This is a genomic window from Klebsiella sp. GW_Kp181 (assembly GCF_040062315.1).
GTDB lineage: Bacteria > Pseudomonadota > Gammaproteobacteria > Enterobacterales > Enterobacteriaceae > Klebsiella > Klebsiella oxytoca.
The window spans coordinates 154,298-169,342 of sequence record NZ_JBEAFR010000053.1 but is presented as its reverse complement, the minus strand read 5'-3'; the positions used below and the strand labels follow the sequence as shown (position 1 = coordinate 169,342).

Genomic DNA, 15,045 nt, shown 5'->3' with positions numbered 1-15,045 from the left:
CGTTCAGTGAGCGGCCTCGATGATTGGTCAGCTATTGCAAATGACAATCATTATTGCATGGGTCCTCCCGGTGGGGTGGTCTTCCACGGGGCGGCGCGCTCGCGGGAATCGGCTAGTTTTCTGGATCCATGGTCATCATCATCATTTGCGCAGGTTTTTGATTTTATTGATGCCTGTTTTGCAATGATGTCGAAACGGTTAAAAAGTGTTCACCATCATGGATCAGGAAATCGCTTCTCTGAAGCTGAATATTAATCAGCTGGCGGGCATAACCAATGTCCACCGCCAGACGGTGGCCGCCAGGCTGAAAAATGTCGAACCAGCACCGGGCAGCAACAGCAAACTAAAACTGTTTTTAGTGACCGACGTTCTGGCTGAATTAATGATCCCCACGGTTGCAACCAGTCTGGAGGATATGCCACCGGCGGACAGGCTGGCGCACTGGAAGGCCGAGAACGAGCGGATCAAGTTTGAGCAGGATACGGGGCAGCTTATACCGGCAGATGAAGTGGCCAGAGAGTTTTCAGTCATGGCTAAAGCCGTTGTGATGGTGCTCGAAACGCTCCCCGATGTACTCGAGCGAGATTGCGCGCTTTCCCCTGCAGCGGTTGCCCGGGTGCAGAGTGTGATTGACGATTTGCGCGACCAGATGGCCCAAAAGGTCATGGAAGCCGAAGCAGAGGAGGTTGAGCCAGAGGAGGACTGATGGCAAAGCGGGCATCCGCCAGGGGGAACCGCCGGGATGTCTCCGGAATTTTACGCGCGCCACGCCGCATGCTGGTTGCCGACGCGGTAGCCGAATATATGCGTGTGCCGATGGGCGCCGGTAACTCGGTCCCATGGGATCCTAATCTGGCCCCATATGTTATAGAGCCGATGAACTGCCTGGCATCGCGTGAGTACGATGCTGTGGTATTCGTTGGCCCCGCGCGAACGGGTAAGACGATTGGCCTGATTGACGGATGGATCGTATACAGCATTGTTTGTGATCCGGCGGATATGCTGGTTATTCAGGTATCAGAAGAAAAAGCACGTGAACACTCGAAAAAACGTCTGGACCGGACATTCCGATGCAGCCCTGAAGTAAAAACCAGATTGAGTCCGCGTCGTAACGATAACAACGTTCACGATCGTACTTTCCGCGCTGGTAACTATCTGAAACTTGGCTGGCCCTCAGTCAATATTATGTCCTCGTCGGACTATAAATTTGTTGCGCTAACCGACTACGACCGCTTCCCGGAAGACATCGACGGGGAGGGGGACGGATTCTCGCTTGCCTCCAAACGTACTACTACGTTTATGTCTTCGGGTATGACCCTGGTCGAAAGCTCACCGGGCCGCGACATTCTCGATACGAAATGGCGGCAGAGTTCACCCCATGAAGCACCTCCCACGACGGGCGTGTTGTCGCTGTATAACCGCGGCGACCGCCGGCGGCTTTACTGGCCTTGCCCGCATTGTGGGGAATATTTTCAGCCTGAAGTTGCCAACATGACGGGCTACCGTGACACGACGGACCTGGTCACAGCCAGCGAAGCGGCCTATCTGCAATGCCCGGCCTGCAAAGGAAAAGTGCTTCCTGCGATGAAGCGCGAGCTGAACATGAAAAGCGTCTGGTTACGTGACGGGCAGTCAATTGATCGGGATGGAAACATTACAGGGGAGGGCCGGCGGTCACGCATTGCTTCTTTCTGGATGGAAGGGCCAGCAGCTGCTTACCAGACCTGGTCACAGCTAATTTATAAATATCTGGCGGCTGAGCAGGAATACGAAAAAACCCAAAGCGAAGAGACACTAAAAACGGTCGTTAACACTGACTTTGGTCGCCCTTATCTTCCGCGCGCGAGTACCGAACAGCGTAAAAGCGAATTGCTCGAACAGCGGGCCGAGGATGTCCCGAAACGTTGTGTGCCTGATGGTGTTTGTTTCCTGGTGGCGACTGTCGACGTGCAGGGGGGACGTAATCGCCGCTTTGTCGTTCAGGTTACTGGCTACGGAAGCATGGGCGAACGGTGGCTGGTGGACCGTTACAACATTCGCCAGTCGCTCCGGTGCGACGCGAACGGTGAAAGCCTGCCTATCGACCCAGCCAGTTACCCGGAGGACTGGGATCTGCTGCTGACTGATGTCTTTTACAAGACGTGGCGAATGGCATCCGATCCCCGCCGGTGTATGCGCCTGATGGCAATGGCAGTCGATTCCGGCGGTGAAGATGGTGTCACCGATAATGCCTATCGATTCTGGCGTAAATGCCGTCGGGAGGGAATTGGCCGGAATGTTTACCTGTTTAAAGGTGACGGTCATCGACGCGAAAAGCTGATCACCCAATCCCTGCCAGATAACACCGGCCGTTCAGCGCGCCGGGCGAAAGCCGCCGGGGATGTTCCTCTTTATCTGCTGCAAACCAATGACCTCAAAGACCGGGTAAACAACGCCTTGTGGCGCGATACTCCCGGACCGAACTACATCCATTTCCCGAAGTGGCTGGGAAGCTGGTTTTACGACGAACTGACTTATGAGGAGCGTGATTCTGATGGCAAATGGAGTAAGCCAGGGCGCGGCGCCAACGAAGCTTTTGACCTGCTGGTTTACGCTGATGCGCTGGTTATCCTTCGCGGATACGAAAAAATTAAATGGCCTGATGCGCCTGAATGGGCGAGGAGGGAAACGTGGATGGAGAACGTGCCGCAGGAAACTGGCGAAGAAGCACCCCCGGCGCCAGCGCCTGTCCAGACCAAAAAGCGCAAACGCAAAAAAACCGTAACAGATGACGCTAACCCATGGGCCACCTCAGGAGGCTGGTTGTGAATAAAAGTGATATTGAGGCCATGATCCAGCGCTATGCCGAAGCGGAAATGGCGGTACTGGATGGCAAATCCATCAAATTTAATGGTCAGGAAATGACCATGGAAAACCTGTCTGAAATCCGCAAAGGACGACAGGAATGGGAGCGGCGCCTTTCTTCCCTGAATAATAAGCGCCGGGGACGGCCTGGCTACAAACTGGCGAGGTTGTAATGTCTCTACTTGATGATGCGATTGGTGTCATTTCCCCTGGCTGGAAGGCCGCAAGGCTACGCTCACGCGCCATGATACAGGCATATGAGGCCGTTAAGCCCACACGCACCCACAAAGCCCGTCGGGAAAATCGTTCGGCTGATCAACTCAGCCAGATGGGGGCTGCCTCGTTGCGGGAGCAGGCGCGGTGGCTTGATAATAACCACGATTTAGTGATTGGCATTTTCGATAAGCTTGAAGAGCGGGTGGTAGGTAAAAGCGGGATTATCGTGGAGCCGCATCCGAAGCTCAAGAACGGCAAGATCGCTAAAAAGCTGGCGGCGGATATCCGTCAGAAATGGGGTGAATGGTCTATTCGACCAGAAGTGACCCATCAGTTTACCCGCCCCATGCTGGAGCGCCTGATGTTACGCAGCTGGTTGCGCGACGGGGAGGTTTTTGCACAGATAGTCAGCGGCACAGGCAATGGCCTGACGCCTACCGCCGGGGTGCCGTTCTGGCTGGAAGCTCTGGAAGCTGATTTTGTTCCCCAGACCAGCAGCGAGTCGGACAAGCTAAATCAGGGGGTATATACCGATAACTGGGGCAGGCCGAAGGGCTATCTGGTCTATAAAAGCCAGCCGGTCTCTGGTCGTCAGATGGATACCAAACGGATTGATGCAGAAAATATGCTGCACCTGAAGTTTGTCCGGCGGCTGCATCAGACGCGCGGTACCTCCCTGTTATCCGGGGTGCTGATGCGTCTCAGTGCGCTGAAAGAGTATGAAGATGCCGAGCTGACAGCAGCCCGCATCGCCGCCGCCCTCGGGATGTATATCAAAAAAGGGGATGGGCAAAGCTGGGATGAAAACGCCGGTAAGGATGATGATCGTGAGCTGAATATTCAGCCCGGCATTATCTACGACGACCTGCTGCCTGGCGAGGATATCGGCATGGTGAAATCCGATCGCCCGAATCCCAATCTTGAAACCTTCCGCAACGGCCAGCTGCGTGCCGTTTCCGCCGGCAGCCGCCTGAGTTTTTCCAGTACCGCCAGAAACTACAACGGCACTTACAGTGCTCAGCGGCAGGAGCTGGTGGAATCGACAGACGGTTATCTCATTCTTCAGGACTGGTTTATTGGGGCCGTGACGCGTCCGATGTATCGCGCCTGGCTGAAGATGGCTGTCGCCAGCGGCCAAATTACTTTACCACGCGGGCTGGATATCGAGTCTTTATACACCGCAGTGTATTCCGGTCCCGTGATGCCATGGATTGATCCCGTCAAGGAGGCTAATGCCTGGAAGGCTCAAATCCGTGGTGGCGCGGCGACGGAGTCAGACTGGGTTCGCGCCAGTGGGCGCCATCCAGATGATGTTAAAGCGCGCCGCAAGGCCGAAATAGACGAAAACCGTGAGCAGGGGCTGGTATTTGATACTGATCCTGCCAATGACAGAGGAGGCACCAGTGCCGATGCCAAAGAAACGGGCATATCAACGTCCGAAAGCCAGCGTAAAAAGTAATTCATGGTTCCGCATGAAGGCCAGCGCCAACAATGAAGCGGATATCTATATCTATGATGAAATTGGTTATTGGGGAGTAACGGCCAAACAGTTTGTTAACGATCTTAAAGCGCTGGGTGATGTCAGCCACATTAACCTTCACATTAATTCGCCTGGTGGCGATGTCTTTGATGGCATCGCCATTTTTAATGCTCTGAAACATCACGGCGCCGCGATCACCGTTCACATCGATGGCCTGGCCGCCTCCATGGCTTCTGTCATCGCAATGGTGGGAAACCCGGTCATCATGCCGGAAAACACCATGATAATGATCCATAAGCCGTGGGGCTTTGCTGGCGGCGATGCCAACGATATGCGCGACTACGCTGATTTACTGGACAAAGTTGAATCGGTGCTGATCCCCGCCTACGCAGCAAAAACCGGAAAAACCGCTGATGAGATTGCGGCAATGCTGGAAGACGAAACCTGGCTCGACGGCGCTGAATGCCTTGCCATGGGTTTTGCTGACCAGGTGATCCCATCCCTTCAGGCCATGGCCTGTATCCATTCAAAACGTATTGAGGAATTTGAAAAAATGCCAAACAGCATTCGTAACATGGTCACCCCGCCGCGTAACTCCACTCAGCGCGAACCGCAGCAACCAGCACCACAGCCTCAGGCACAACAGCCGATCGCCCCTCAGCCTACTGGCGCGGATGAGAATGCTATCCGCGCGCAGATTCATGCCGAACAGCGCAACCGTGTGAACGGGATTAATGATCTGTTCGCTATGTTTGGCGGTAAGCACCAGGATCTGCAAAACCAGTGTATTGCGGACCCAGATTGCACTGTGGAGCAGGCGAAAGATGTGCTGCTGGCTGCTCTGGGCAAGGTTGCCACCCCATCGAACAAAAGCGATCAGCCGCACATTTATGCCGGGAACGGGAATTTTGTTGGCGATGGCATCCGTCAGGCACTGATGGCCCGCGCAGGGTATGAAAATCAGGAACGTGATAACGTGTACAACGGGATGACGCTGCGCGAATATGCGCGTATGGCGCTGACCGAACGCGGCATTGGTGTCTCAAGCTACAACCCAATGCAGATGGTCGGCCTGGCGTTGACTCACAGCACCTCTGATTTTGGCAATATTCTGCTCGACGTAGCGAATAAGGCGCTTCTTCAGGGCTGGGATGAGGCAGCAGAGACCTTTGATCTGTGGACGAAGAAAGGCCAGCTGTCTGATTTTAAAACGGCTCACCGCGTGGGAATGGGTGGTTTTAACTCCCTGCGTAAGGTTCGCGAAGGGGCTGAATATAAATATGTGACCACGGGCGATAAAGGTGAAACGATCGCACTGGCTACCTATGGGGAAATTTTCTCCATCACCCGCCAGGCGATTATCAACGATGATCTGAACGCATTAACCGACGTCCCGGCGAAAATGGGGCGCGCCGCGAAAGCCACCATTGGTGATTTGGTGTATGCGATTCTGCTGGATAACCCGAAACTGTCCGACGGCAAACCGCTGTTCCATGCCGATCACAAAAACCTCTCCTCTGGCGCCATTTCTGTTTCGAGTATTGATGATGCCCGCAAACTGATGCGCCTGCAGAAAGAGGGCGAGCGCACTCTGAACATTCGTCCGGCTTATATGCTGGTGCCGGTGGGTCTCGAAACGCTGGCCAATCAGACGATTAAATCGGCAAGCGTTAAGGGTGCAGATATCAACTCCGGGATTAACAACCCTATTCAGAACTTTGCGGAAGTTATTTCTGAACCGCGACTGGACCACAAGGATCCTAACGCCTGGTATCTGGCTGCGGCTAAAGGCACCGATACCATCGAAGTGGCATATCTGAATGGTGTTGATACGCCTTACATTGACCAGCAGGAAGGTTTCAATACCGATGGTATTGCTACGAAGGTACGCATCGATGCGGGCGTAGCGCCGTTAGACTTCCGCGGTCTGACGAAATCCACTGGTAAGTAATCCCCACCCACTCAAACCTCTTAGCCCAAACGGGCTTTTTTTATACCTGAAATCAGCCCTACCGGGCTGATAGGAGATGTTATGGCTAAAAATTATGTGCAGGAAGGAAAGACTATCCCTGTGGAGAATGCCGGACAGGAAATCATCCTGAGCGGGGCGCCGGTTGTTATCGGTCAAATGATTGCGGTTGCGATCACGGATATTCCGGGCGGCGATACAGGTGATGGCCTTACCGAAGGAGTATTCCAGTTGGCGAAGCTGGCCGCCGATGAAATCAGCGCGGGGGAAAAAGTGTACATCAAGGCGGGCAAAGTACAACTGGAAGCCACTGATGCCGTCCTGGCGGGTGTTGCCTGGGAAAATGCTGCGGCTAACAGTACCGTCATTGATGTCAAAATCAATGCCTAACCCTTTCGACAAGATGGCGGCCCGGATGGATGCCGCCACCCTCAAAAAAATGGGCAGGGAAGCGGTCATTAACGGCATAAGCGTTGACGTCGTGCCTGCTGAGTTGCTGGAGGAGATGGGCGCGTTGTCCGGTACCGCAACGGTGCTGGTTGTTTTTGCTGCTGACTATCGGCCCGCCAGAAACGATGCCGTCGAATATGACGGTAAAGACTGGATCGTTACCCGTTATCAGCTTTTTAACGGGAAGCCTCAAATCTGGCTGGAGTGAATGATGTCACTGAAAGGTCTTGAGCGTGCGATCCAGAACCTGAACAGTCTGAGCCGTCTGATGGTCCCAACGGCTGCCGCCCAGGCGCTAAATCGGGTCGCCGGGCGGGCGATTACGCAGGGCAGCAGGAAGGTCGCAAAAGAAGCGACAGTGGGCGATAACCACAAAAAGGGGTTGCCGGTGAAGCTGGTCCGCCAGCGTTCGCGTCTTAAGCGTGCAAAGCCTGAACGGCTGGTGGCGGCAATTCGTATCAACCGCGGAAACCTGCCTGCAATCAAGCTGGGTGCCGCGCGTGTGCATCTCTCCAGGCGTAAAGGAGAAAAGCGCGGGCGGGGTAGCGTGTTACGTATTGGCCCGTACATTTTCAGAAATGCGTTTATCCAGCAGCTGGCGAACGGGCGATGGCAGGTTATGCGCCGGCTGAGTAAATCTCGTTACCCGATAGATGTTGTCAAAGTTCCTCTCGTAACCCCATTAACCCAAAACTTCACCGCGATATCAAAGCAGCTTATCGACAGCGATATGCCGAAGGAGCTGTCTGCAGCGCTGAAGAATCAACTGAGGATCCACCTGAAGCGATGAGCAAACACACTGCTATTCGTCTTGCCGTACTGGAACAACTAAGGGCGTCCATTCCAGATCGTGTGACATGGTTTGACGGGCGGCCTGTTTTTCTGGAAGAGCAGGACCTGCCGGCGCTGGCAGTCTATTTGTCTGATGCAGAATACACGGGAGACAGCCTTGATGAGGATAGCTGGCAATCAGTCCTCCATATCGAGGTATTTCTGAAATCCACCACGCCGGATAGCGCGCTGGATGCGTGGATGGAGGAAAAGGTGTACCCGGCCCTTGAGACTATCCCGGCGCTATCTCCCTTAATCGAAACGATGATCCCCATGGGCTACGACTACCAGCGCGATGACGAAATGGCTACCTGGGGATCGGTCGACCTGACGTACACCCTCACTTACCTGAGATAAGGAATTTTATGGCTACTCCAAATCCAATGGCCCCGGTTAAAGGGGCGGGCACCACGCTCTGGTTATATACCGGAACGGGAAATCCCTACGCTAACCCACTTTCCGATGCCGACTGGCAGCGCCTGGCAAAAATTAAGGAACTCACGCCGGGCGAAATGACGGCGGAGTCCTACGATGACACCTACCTTGACGATGACGACGCAGACTGGACCGCGACTGCACAGGGGGCAAAATCGGCAGGTGATACATCATTAACGCTGGCCTGGAAACCGGGTGAAGAAGGGCAAAAGTCGCTGGTGGCCTGGTTTGTCGATGGCGATGTGCGGGCCTACAAAATTAAATACCCGAATGGCACCGTGGATGTGTTCAAAGGCTGGTGCAGTAGCCTGGGTAAAGCCATCCCCGCGAAGGAAGTGATCACGCGTACCGCCAAAATCACCAATACCGGGAAACCAGAACTGGCGGAAGAAAGCGGCAACCCGCCGATCGCAGTGACCGGCATCAAACTCGACAAGGCAACAGCCAGCGTGGCCGTCGGCGCAACCACAACGCTAAACGTCACCTTCCTGCCTGCCAGCGCGTCGGAACAGTCTTTCCGTGCGTCGACCTCGGATAGCACGAAGGCGACCGTGGCCGTGAGTGGCAAATCTCTGATTGTTACCGGCGTGGCGGCTGGCACGGCCGACATTATTGTCATGAGCAATGACGGTAATTTTGTGGCGACCTGCAAAACCACCGTGACGGCGTCCTGAGGATAAAGGCATGAGCATGTTTTTGAAGAAAGACGAATTTACCCATAACGGCGCTACGGTGACGATCACCGAATTGTCGGCACTGCAGCGCATTACTTATCTCGAATATCTGGCCGCAGAAGAAAAAGCCTTATCCGCCATTTCTGATGACGTGGATGACCAGACAATGTCCGCCGGGCTGGTCAGCATGAGTATTCGCGCAGGCGCGCGCCTGATTGCGCTCTCGCTCTGGCATAACGATCCGAAGGGGCCATCTGAAGAGGAACTCCACCAGCAGGTGATGAGTACCTGGCCGGCGGAAGCGATTGGCAAAGCGGAAATGCAGATCAAGCTGCTCTCCGGCATGCTGGCGCCGGTTGTCGAAGAAGATCAACCCGCGGATGAACACATTGATGCCACCGCGCTGGGTGATGAACCTGTTACAGCGGAAAAGCCCTAGCCAGTGAGCTTGATTTTGTCCTGAAGCTGGCGCGCGAGTTCGGGCGACCCGACTGGCGCGCCATGCTTGCTGGCATGACGTCCTCCGAGCTGGGCGACTGGCATCACTTTTACCGGGAGCGTTTTTTTCAGGACGCGCAGCTCGATGCCCACTTCTCCGGGCTGCTTTACACCATTTCAACCTTCTTATACCGGGATCCGGACATCACCCCTGCACACTTCAGCCTGCTGTCCCCCTCCGCTGAGGCTGCAGCGGATCATGTGCAGGATGATGACGCCATGATGCTGGCCGCAGAGGGAATAACGGGAGGCACCAGATATGGCCCAGCAGATTAGCGATCTTGTCATCAACCTGGATGTCGACAGCGCCACATTCAACGAACAGATCGCCAGGATTAAGGGGCAACTGTCCGGTATGGCGGATGAATCGGACAAAGTGCAGACGCGCATGCGCAGTGCGGCGGAGGCGCAAATCAGCGCGCTGAAAACCACCAGCACCGCCAGCGCAGGGGCTGTGTCCGATATGCAGAAGCGACAGGCGGATGCCGCCGCCGGGCTTCAGAGCGAACTGCAGCGGGTCTCCAAATCGGTCGATGAGACTTACCAGCGTGTTACCGGGTTAAACCAGCGTTATCGGGAGAATGACGCTCAGGCAGAGGCGCTGGCACGGCGGCAGGATGCGCTGGCGGAATCGTTCTTCAGGCAGATAGATGGCGTTCGATCCCTAAGTGGTGAAACACGGTCGCTGGCCAGTGTCCAGGAACAATTTCGCAAGGCCCGCGCACAGGGGAACATCACTCAGGGTGATTATCTCTCTTTGATTTCCCGCACCACGGCGCGGCAGAAAGAACTTCAGCAGGTTGAGGAAAAAGCGAACCAGGCGCGCGAGAAATTTCTTCGTCAGCTGAAGGCGCAGGTTGTTGAGCAAAAGCTTTCTGGCACAGAGCTCCTGAGAATGAAAGCGGCGCAGGTTGGCGCCGGCGATGCAGCTGAAGTCTATATCCGTAAACTGGAGGCGGCAAAGGTCGCCACGCACAGCCTTGGTCTCGAGAGTGCTGGCGCGCGGAGGGAACTTGGCGTGCTGATGGGGGAGCTGCTGCGTGGTAACTTTGGAGCGCTTCGCGGCTCCGGGATCACCCTGGCTAACCGGGCAGGATGGATAGATCAATTAATGACGCTGCGCGGTCTCGGCATCGCTGGTGTTGTCGGCGGTATAGCGGCATCCGTCGTTCTGCTGGGGAAGGCCTGGTACGACGGCGGGAAGGAAGCAGAGGAGTTTAACAAACAGCTCATTCTCACCGGGAATTATGCAGGGAAAACCTCGGGACAACTGCAGGCGCTGGCGCGGAACATCTCAGGAAATGGGGTCACACAGCATGCCGCGGCAGCCGTATTAGCGCAGGTTGTCGGAAGTGGGGCATTCGGTGGCGCCGACGTCGAGCGCGTTGCCAACGTGGCTGCAAGGCTCCAGCAGGCGACCGGCCAGGCGGTGGATGAAACTATTAACCAGTTCAAACGGCTGAAAGATGATCCGGTTAATGCGGTTGCAACGCTGAATGAGTCGCTGCATTTTCTGACCGCAAGCCAGTTTGAACAGATTTCAGCTGCTCAGGCGATGGGGGATTCACAGCGCGCTGCCGAGCTCGCGATGCGGGCCTATTCAGACAGCGTTATCCAGCGTGCGAATGCGGTGAAGGAAAATCTGGGGACACTGGAAACCGCGTGGAACTGGGTGAAAAATGCTGCCAACGGCGCCTGGGATGCCATGATGGGCATTGGTCGCAATCCTGATACGGCCATGAAGCGGCAGGGGGCTTTTGCGGACTGGCAGACAGCCGAAAAGGAATATCGCGCGCTGTCGTCAAACCTTAAAGTCGATCCTGACTATGCGGGGAATAACCCGCTGGTGAAAGCTGATGCAGAGCGTCTGCGAAACGCCCGTGAGCAGCTGTCTCTCAAAAAACAGGCCTATGATGAGGCTGATAAAGCATACGCCCAGGAAGGTTTAGCCGCGGCGCGCGAGAAGATGCGCAATGACCAGCAGCAGCAGGCAATAAGGAATCAGCAGCAGTTTAACCAGCTTCTTGATGCCGGACTGAAACCTGCCGAGCGGCGGGCCCGCGCTCAGGAAGAATTTAATAAGCTGGTTGCGAAAAATAAACAGGATGCCATCGATGGGGTTGCCACCCGCTGGACGGAAAGCGATATCGCGAAAATTCGCGCGGGCATCGATAGCAAATACAAAGACCCGAAAACGCCGAAGGGCAGGCAATATACTACGCCCGCCGGTAGTAAAGCAGAAGAAGGGGCGCAGGCGGAGCTGCTGACGCTGCAGGCGCAGCTTAAAACCCTGCAGCAGCATACCGACGTTAACGATGTGATCAGTAAGCAGCGCCGCGATCTCTGGCAGACGGAAAACCAGTATGCCGTTTTACAGGAGGCCGCCGGCCGCCGCCAGTTGTCCACGCAGGAAAAATCCCTGCTGGCCCACAAAAATGAAACGCTGGAATACAAACGCCAGCTTGCCGATCTCGGTGATAAGGTTGCCCGGCAGCAGAAGCTGAATAATCTTGCAGATCAGGCAAATAAATTCGCGCAGCAGCAGAGTGCGATCCGGGCGGGGATAAAGGCTCAGGCTGACGGGCTTTCTGGCAGGGAGTCGAACAGAAGGACCACGCTTGAAAAGCTGAGTGAAACGTACGCCTTCAATCCTGATGCGCAGCGGAAGGTGCTAGCCGAACAGCAAGCCACCTATGAAGCTGAGGATGCATTACGCGGTAACTGGCTGGCCGGCGCCAAACAGGGATGGGCGGAGTATCAGGATTCGGCCACAGATGTTTTCTCATCTGTGAAAGATATTTCTCAGGCCACATTCAGTGGTCTGGCCAACCAGCTGACAGCGCTGACAACAACCGGAAAGGCGAGCTTTAAGGAGTTCACCACATCCATTCTGAAGATGATTGTTCAGGTCATCAATCAGCTGATCGTGGCCTATACCATTCAGGCGGCTATGGGGTGGATCAACGGTAGCGCAAGCAATACATCATCTGGGCAATCAGTTCCGGTACCCTCATATCGTCCGCCAGGATACGACGGCGGCGGCTACACTGGCCACGGCGGTAAATATGAGCCTGCTGGCGTTGTGCACCGCGGTGAGTTTGTATTCACAAAAGAGGCGACCAGCCGCATTGGGGTGAGCAATCTTTACCGGATGATGCGCGGTTATGCTGCCGGCGGGTATGTCGGCAACGCTGCCAGCCCGGCGAGTGTCTCCCCTGGCGGTGTGATGGTCAACATGGGGGGCGTCTATATCAGCAGCGGCAGCGAACAGCAGTCTACGCAGCGGTCAGCGATTGACAGTAACGGTATCCTTAAGCAACTGAAACCCGCCATCATCAGCGTCGTCAGCGAACAGGCCCAACGGCCCGGGACGCCGCTGTGGAAGGCAATAAAAGAAGGGCGTTAATACCTGAGGCCGCTTTGCGGCTTTTTTACTGGCTGAGATAAAGGCTATTTATGACTATTGAAACATTTTCCTGGCGAATTCAGGCTGCCAGTCAGCCCGCGATAACGAGTAAGGATAATATTCGCAAGGCGCAATTTGGCGACGGCTATGCGCAGGTTTCAGGGGAGGGAATAAACCCGGAAACCTTAAATTATGCATTTTCATTTACCGGAGAACTGCAAACAGGACTGGATATTTATAAATTCCTGCGACGGCATAAAACAAAATCCTTTGCGTTTAAACCTCCGTATGACGAGCTGGCGCTATGGCGGGTTCAGGCTGACAGTCTGCAAAAAGCCGTTCTGAACAACAGAGTCATGACAGTCACCGCAACATTTGAACAGGCATTCGTACCATGAGTCTTCACGCTGATTATCAGAAACTGGAGCCGGGAGATGAAATCCGGCTTTTTGAAATTGATGGTAGTGCTTTTAATATGGGGGATATTTTATATTTCCACGGATATAACATTCCCCATACTGAAGCGGAAATTTTAGCCGCTGGTGGCGATGAATCGAAATTGCCCGCTAAAAGTATCTGGTGGCAGGGAACCGAATATAAAGCGTGGCCGTGTGAATTAGAGGGGATCGAATCCTCGACTTCTGGAAGCGACGCTCAGCCGACACTGAGGGTGGGCAACATTGATGGTTCGATTTCCGCGTTGTGTTTGCATTATGACGATCTGGCAATGGCTCGGGTCATTATCCATGAGACACAAAAGCAGTATCTGGATGCGCGAAATTTCCCTGAGGGTAATGCCACCGCGGATCCATCGCAGGAGAAACGGCACCTCTATTTTATCGACACCAAAAGTCTTGAAACCGATGAAACGGTGGAGTTCGCGCTAGATAGCCCGATGGGGCTGCAGGGGAAGCTGATCCCAACCCGTCAGTATCATTCGGTTTGTACCTGGTGTATTCGCAATAAATACCGCAGTGGCGATGGTTGCGATTATGCCGGGACAAAGTATTTCGACAAGAATAACAAGCCGGTTGATGACCCATCGAAGGACGTCTGCAACGGAACACTCACTGCCTGCAAACTGCGTTTTGGCGAGCATAACGAACTGCCGTTTGGCGGGTTCCCTGGCACGTCGCTGATAAGGAGCTGATATGCGCCAGAAAACGATTGAGGCGATACAGGCTCATGCTGCAGCTGATTACCCGCGTGAGGCGTGTGGCTTGATTGCCCAAAAGGGGCGAGTAGAGCGATATTTCCCATGCAGGAACCTGGCCAGAGAGTCGAATGATAATTTTGTACTGTCATCGGAGGATTACGCAGCGGTAGAGGACTGGGGAACGATCATCGGCATTGTTCACAGCCATCCTGATGCGACCACGCAACCCAGCGAACTGGACAAGGCGCAGTGCGATGCAACTCTGCTCCCCTGGCATATCATCAGTTGGCCGGAAGGAGATCTGCGTACCATCCATCCACGCGGGGAGTTGCCTCTCCTCGGCCGACCATTCGTACTTGGCCACTACGATTGTTGGGGATTGGTGATGAGCTATTTCCGGCAGACCCACGGCATCGAGCTGCACGATTACCGCGTTGATTATCCCTGGTGGGAAAATGACTATCCAGAAAATTTCTACCACGATTGTTGGTATGAATGTGGTTTCCGTGAATTTAAAGGCCCACCGCAGTCCGGAGATATGGTTATCATGCAGGTGCAGTCGGACAAATGGAACCATGCCGGGATCCTTCTGGATGGTAATATGCTCCTGCATCATCTGTATGGTCATCTCAGTCAGCGTGTACCTTATGGAGGTTATTGGATGGACAGGACGATGAAAGTCGTCAGATACAGTAAATATGATAGAATCTGTTCAAATCGACTAATGGAGTGATATAAGTGACTAAATACATCTTACTGATTGCATCTATTTTTGTGACCGCTGCACATGCAGAACAATCATCGATAACCGAAAAATTAAATAACACAGCAAGTAATATTTGTATCAATAGCCATAACCCTTCCTCATGTGAAAAGTTATTTTTTTCAACTATGAGTTATCTTGTTGCAAATGAAAATGTTTACATTGAATGCTCAAATATTTCAGCGGCGCAGCGTGATGACACATGTCGAGAAGCAAAAGAAATACATGACTTTATAATGTCAAAATAAATATTGAGACAACTATTTTATGAAGTAGTTGTTTGTTTTTAACGTTTTTTAGAAAAGGCCATTTTGTGGCCTTTT

18 protein-coding genes are annotated in these 15,045 nt (G+C 54.0%); all 18 read left to right on the top strand.

The annotated features are described in order from the left end of the window. Positions 1 to 6: 6 nt before the first annotated feature. The 18 genes from ABLV11_RS11860 to ABLV11_RS11775 all read left to right on the top strand — a co-directional run bounded on the left by ABLV11_RS11860 (position 7) and on the right by ABLV11_RS11775 (position 14,970). Positions 7 to 255: a hypothetical protein gene (locus tag ABLV11_RS11860; RefSeq protein WP_159103136.1), complete on the top strand. Its 249-nt coding sequence runs from the start codon at positions 7 to 9 to the stop codon at positions 253 to 255. Beyond that, entirely contained in the window at positions 218 to 706 is a 489-nt protein-coding gene (locus ABLV11_RS11855; protein WP_004111758.1) for a DUF1441 family protein, read from the top strand. The genes ABLV11_RS11860 and ABLV11_RS11855 overlap by 38 nt, the downstream gene beginning before the upstream one ends. Beyond that, a complete protein-coding gene (locus ABLV11_RS11850) occupies positions 706 to 2,808 on the top strand; it encodes a phage terminase large subunit family protein (RefSeq protein WP_201435316.1) in 2,103 nt (700 codons plus the stop codon). Before ABLV11_RS11855 ends, ABLV11_RS11850 begins: the two co-directional genes overlap by 1 nt. Next, on the top strand, positions 2,805 to 3,017 hold the full coding sequence (locus ABLV11_RS11845) for a hypothetical protein (RefSeq protein ID WP_004111762.1): 213 nt from the start codon (positions 2,805 to 2,807) through the stop codon (positions 3,015 to 3,017). The genes ABLV11_RS11850 and ABLV11_RS11845 overlap by 4 nt, the downstream gene beginning before the upstream one ends. Further along, positions 3,017 to 4,519: a phage portal protein gene (locus ABLV11_RS11840; RefSeq protein WP_127719051.1), complete on the top strand. Its 1,503-nt coding sequence runs from the start codon at positions 3,017 to 3,019 to the stop codon at positions 4,517 to 4,519. Before ABLV11_RS11845 ends, ABLV11_RS11840 begins: the two co-directional genes overlap by 1 nt. Continuing rightward, complete coding sequence (locus ABLV11_RS11835) at positions 4,470 to 6,491, top strand: ClpP-like prohead protease/major capsid protein fusion protein (protein ID WP_127719052.1); 2,022 nt, start codon at positions 4,470 to 4,472, stop codon at positions 6,489 to 6,491. Before ABLV11_RS11840 ends, ABLV11_RS11835 begins: the two co-directional genes overlap by 50 nt. An 81-nt stretch (positions 6,492 to 6,572) precedes the next feature. After that, positions 6,573 to 6,899 (top strand): capsid cement protein, encoded by a 327-nt coding sequence (locus ABLV11_RS11830; RefSeq protein WP_127719053.1) that lies wholly within the window; start codon positions 6,573 to 6,575, stop codon positions 6,897 to 6,899. A 25-nt stretch (positions 6,900 to 6,924) separates the two neighbouring features. Continuing rightward, positions 6,925 to 7,167, top strand: a complete 243-nt coding sequence (locus ABLV11_RS11825) for a DNA breaking-rejoining protein (protein WP_230186246.1) — start codon at positions 6,925 to 6,927, stop codon at positions 7,165 to 7,167. Positions 7,168 to 7,170: 3 nt separating this feature from the next. Next, positions 7,171 to 7,749 (top strand): phage tail protein, encoded by a 579-nt coding sequence (locus ABLV11_RS11820; RefSeq protein ID WP_127719059.1) that lies wholly within the window; start codon positions 7,171 to 7,173, stop codon positions 7,747 to 7,749. After that, positions 7,746 to 8,147: a phage minor tail U family protein gene (locus ABLV11_RS11815; RefSeq protein ID WP_032448885.1), complete on the top strand. Its 402-nt coding sequence runs from the start codon at positions 7,746 to 7,748 to the stop codon at positions 8,145 to 8,147. The genes ABLV11_RS11820 and ABLV11_RS11815 overlap by 4 nt, the downstream gene beginning before the upstream one ends. 8 nt (positions 8,148 to 8,155) lie before the next feature. Next, positions 8,156 to 8,899: a phage tail protein gene (locus ABLV11_RS11810; RefSeq protein ID WP_047050089.1), complete on the top strand. Its 744-nt coding sequence runs from the start codon at positions 8,156 to 8,158 to the stop codon at positions 8,897 to 8,899. 10 nt (positions 8,900 to 8,909) lie between these two features. Next, a complete protein-coding gene (locus ABLV11_RS11805; protein WP_004111804.1) occupies positions 8,910 to 9,338 on the top strand; it encodes a phage minor tail protein G in 429 nt (142 codons plus the stop codon). A gap of 62 nt (positions 9,339 to 9,400) precedes the next feature. After that, positions 9,401 to 9,673 carry a phage tail assembly protein T gene (locus ABLV11_RS11800; protein ID WP_004111806.1) on the top strand — a complete coding sequence of 91 codons (273 nt, stop codon included), beginning with the start codon at positions 9,401 to 9,403 and terminating at the stop codon, positions 9,671 to 9,673. After that, entirely contained in the window at positions 9,657 to 12,803 is a 3,147-nt protein-coding gene (locus ABLV11_RS11795; RefSeq protein ID WP_201435317.1) for a phage tail tape measure protein, read from the top strand. Before ABLV11_RS11800 ends, ABLV11_RS11795 begins: the two co-directional genes overlap by 17 nt. A 50-nt stretch (positions 12,804 to 12,853) precedes the next feature. Then, positions 12,854 to 13,201: a phage tail protein gene (locus ABLV11_RS11790; RefSeq protein ID WP_047720855.1), complete on the top strand. Its 348-nt coding sequence runs from the start codon at positions 12,854 to 12,856 to the stop codon at positions 13,199 to 13,201. Then, the gene (locus ABLV11_RS11785; protein ID WP_201435318.1) at positions 13,198 to 13,953 is read left to right on the top strand and encodes a phage minor tail protein L; all 756 of its coding nucleotides are present in this window, start codon (positions 13,198 to 13,200) and stop codon (positions 13,951 to 13,953) included. Before ABLV11_RS11790 ends, ABLV11_RS11785 begins: the two co-directional genes overlap by 4 nt. Position 13,954: 1 nt before the next feature. Further along, complete coding sequence (locus ABLV11_RS11780; protein ID WP_201435319.1) at positions 13,955 to 14,692, top strand: C40 family peptidase; 738 nt, start codon at positions 13,955 to 13,957, stop codon at positions 14,690 to 14,692. A 5-nt stretch (positions 14,693 to 14,697) separates the two neighbouring features. Further along, the gene (locus ABLV11_RS11775) at positions 14,698 to 14,970 is read left to right on the top strand and encodes a hypothetical protein (RefSeq protein ID WP_126488854.1); all 273 of its coding nucleotides are present in this window, start codon (positions 14,698 to 14,700) and stop codon (positions 14,968 to 14,970) included. Positions 14,971 to 15,045 lie beyond the last annotated feature (75 nt).

Bases quoted from the DNA above. Each gene is read 5' to 3' on its own strand.
- ABLV11_RS11790 (WP_047720855.1), top strand. From the start codon at position 12,854: ATGACTATTGAAACATTTTCCTGGCGAATTCAGGCTGCCAGTCAGCCC.
- ABLV11_RS11850 (WP_201435316.1), top strand. From the start codon at position 706: ATGGCAAAGCGGGCATCCGCCAGGGGGAACCGCCGGGATGTCTCCGGA.
- ABLV11_RS11805 (WP_004111804.1), top strand. From the start codon at position 8,910: ATGAGCATGTTTTTGAAGAAAGACGAATTTACCCATAACGGCGCTACG.
- ABLV11_RS11800 (WP_004111806.1), top strand. From the start codon at position 9,401: ATGCTTGCTGGCATGACGTCCTCCGAGCTGGGCGACTGGCATCACTTT.
- ABLV11_RS11830 (WP_127719053.1), top strand. From the start codon at position 6,573: ATGGCTAAAAATTATGTGCAGGAAGGAAAGACTATCCCTGTGGAGAAT.
- ABLV11_RS11855 (WP_004111758.1), top strand. From the start codon at position 218: ATGGATCAGGAAATCGCTTCTCTGAAGCTGAATATTAATCAGCTGGCG.
- ABLV11_RS11815 (WP_032448885.1), top strand. From the start codon at position 7,746: ATGAGCAAACACACTGCTATTCGTCTTGCCGTACTGGAACAACTAAGG.
- ABLV11_RS11780 (WP_201435319.1), top strand. From the start codon at position 13,955: ATGCGCCAGAAAACGATTGAGGCGATACAGGCTCATGCTGCAGCTGAT.
- ABLV11_RS11835 (WP_127719052.1), top strand. From the start codon at position 4,470: ATGCCAAAGAAACGGGCATATCAACGTCCGAAAGCCAGCGTAAAAAGT.
- ABLV11_RS11840 (WP_127719051.1), top strand. From the start codon at position 3,017: ATGTCTCTACTTGATGATGCGATTGGTGTCATTTCCCCTGGCTGGAAG.
- ABLV11_RS11825 (WP_230186246.1), top strand. From the start codon at position 6,925: ATGGATGCCGCCACCCTCAAAAAAATGGGCAGGGAAGCGGTCATTAAC.
- ABLV11_RS11810 (WP_047050089.1), top strand. From the start codon at position 8,156: ATGGCTACTCCAAATCCAATGGCCCCGGTTAAAGGGGCGGGCACCACG.
- ABLV11_RS11785 (WP_201435318.1), top strand. From the start codon at position 13,198: ATGAGTCTTCACGCTGATTATCAGAAACTGGAGCCGGGAGATGAAATC.
- ABLV11_RS11795 (WP_201435317.1), top strand. From the start codon at position 9,657: ATGGCCCAGCAGATTAGCGATCTTGTCATCAACCTGGATGTCGACAGC.
- ABLV11_RS11820 (WP_127719059.1), top strand. From the start codon at position 7,171: ATGTCACTGAAAGGTCTTGAGCGTGCGATCCAGAACCTGAACAGTCTG.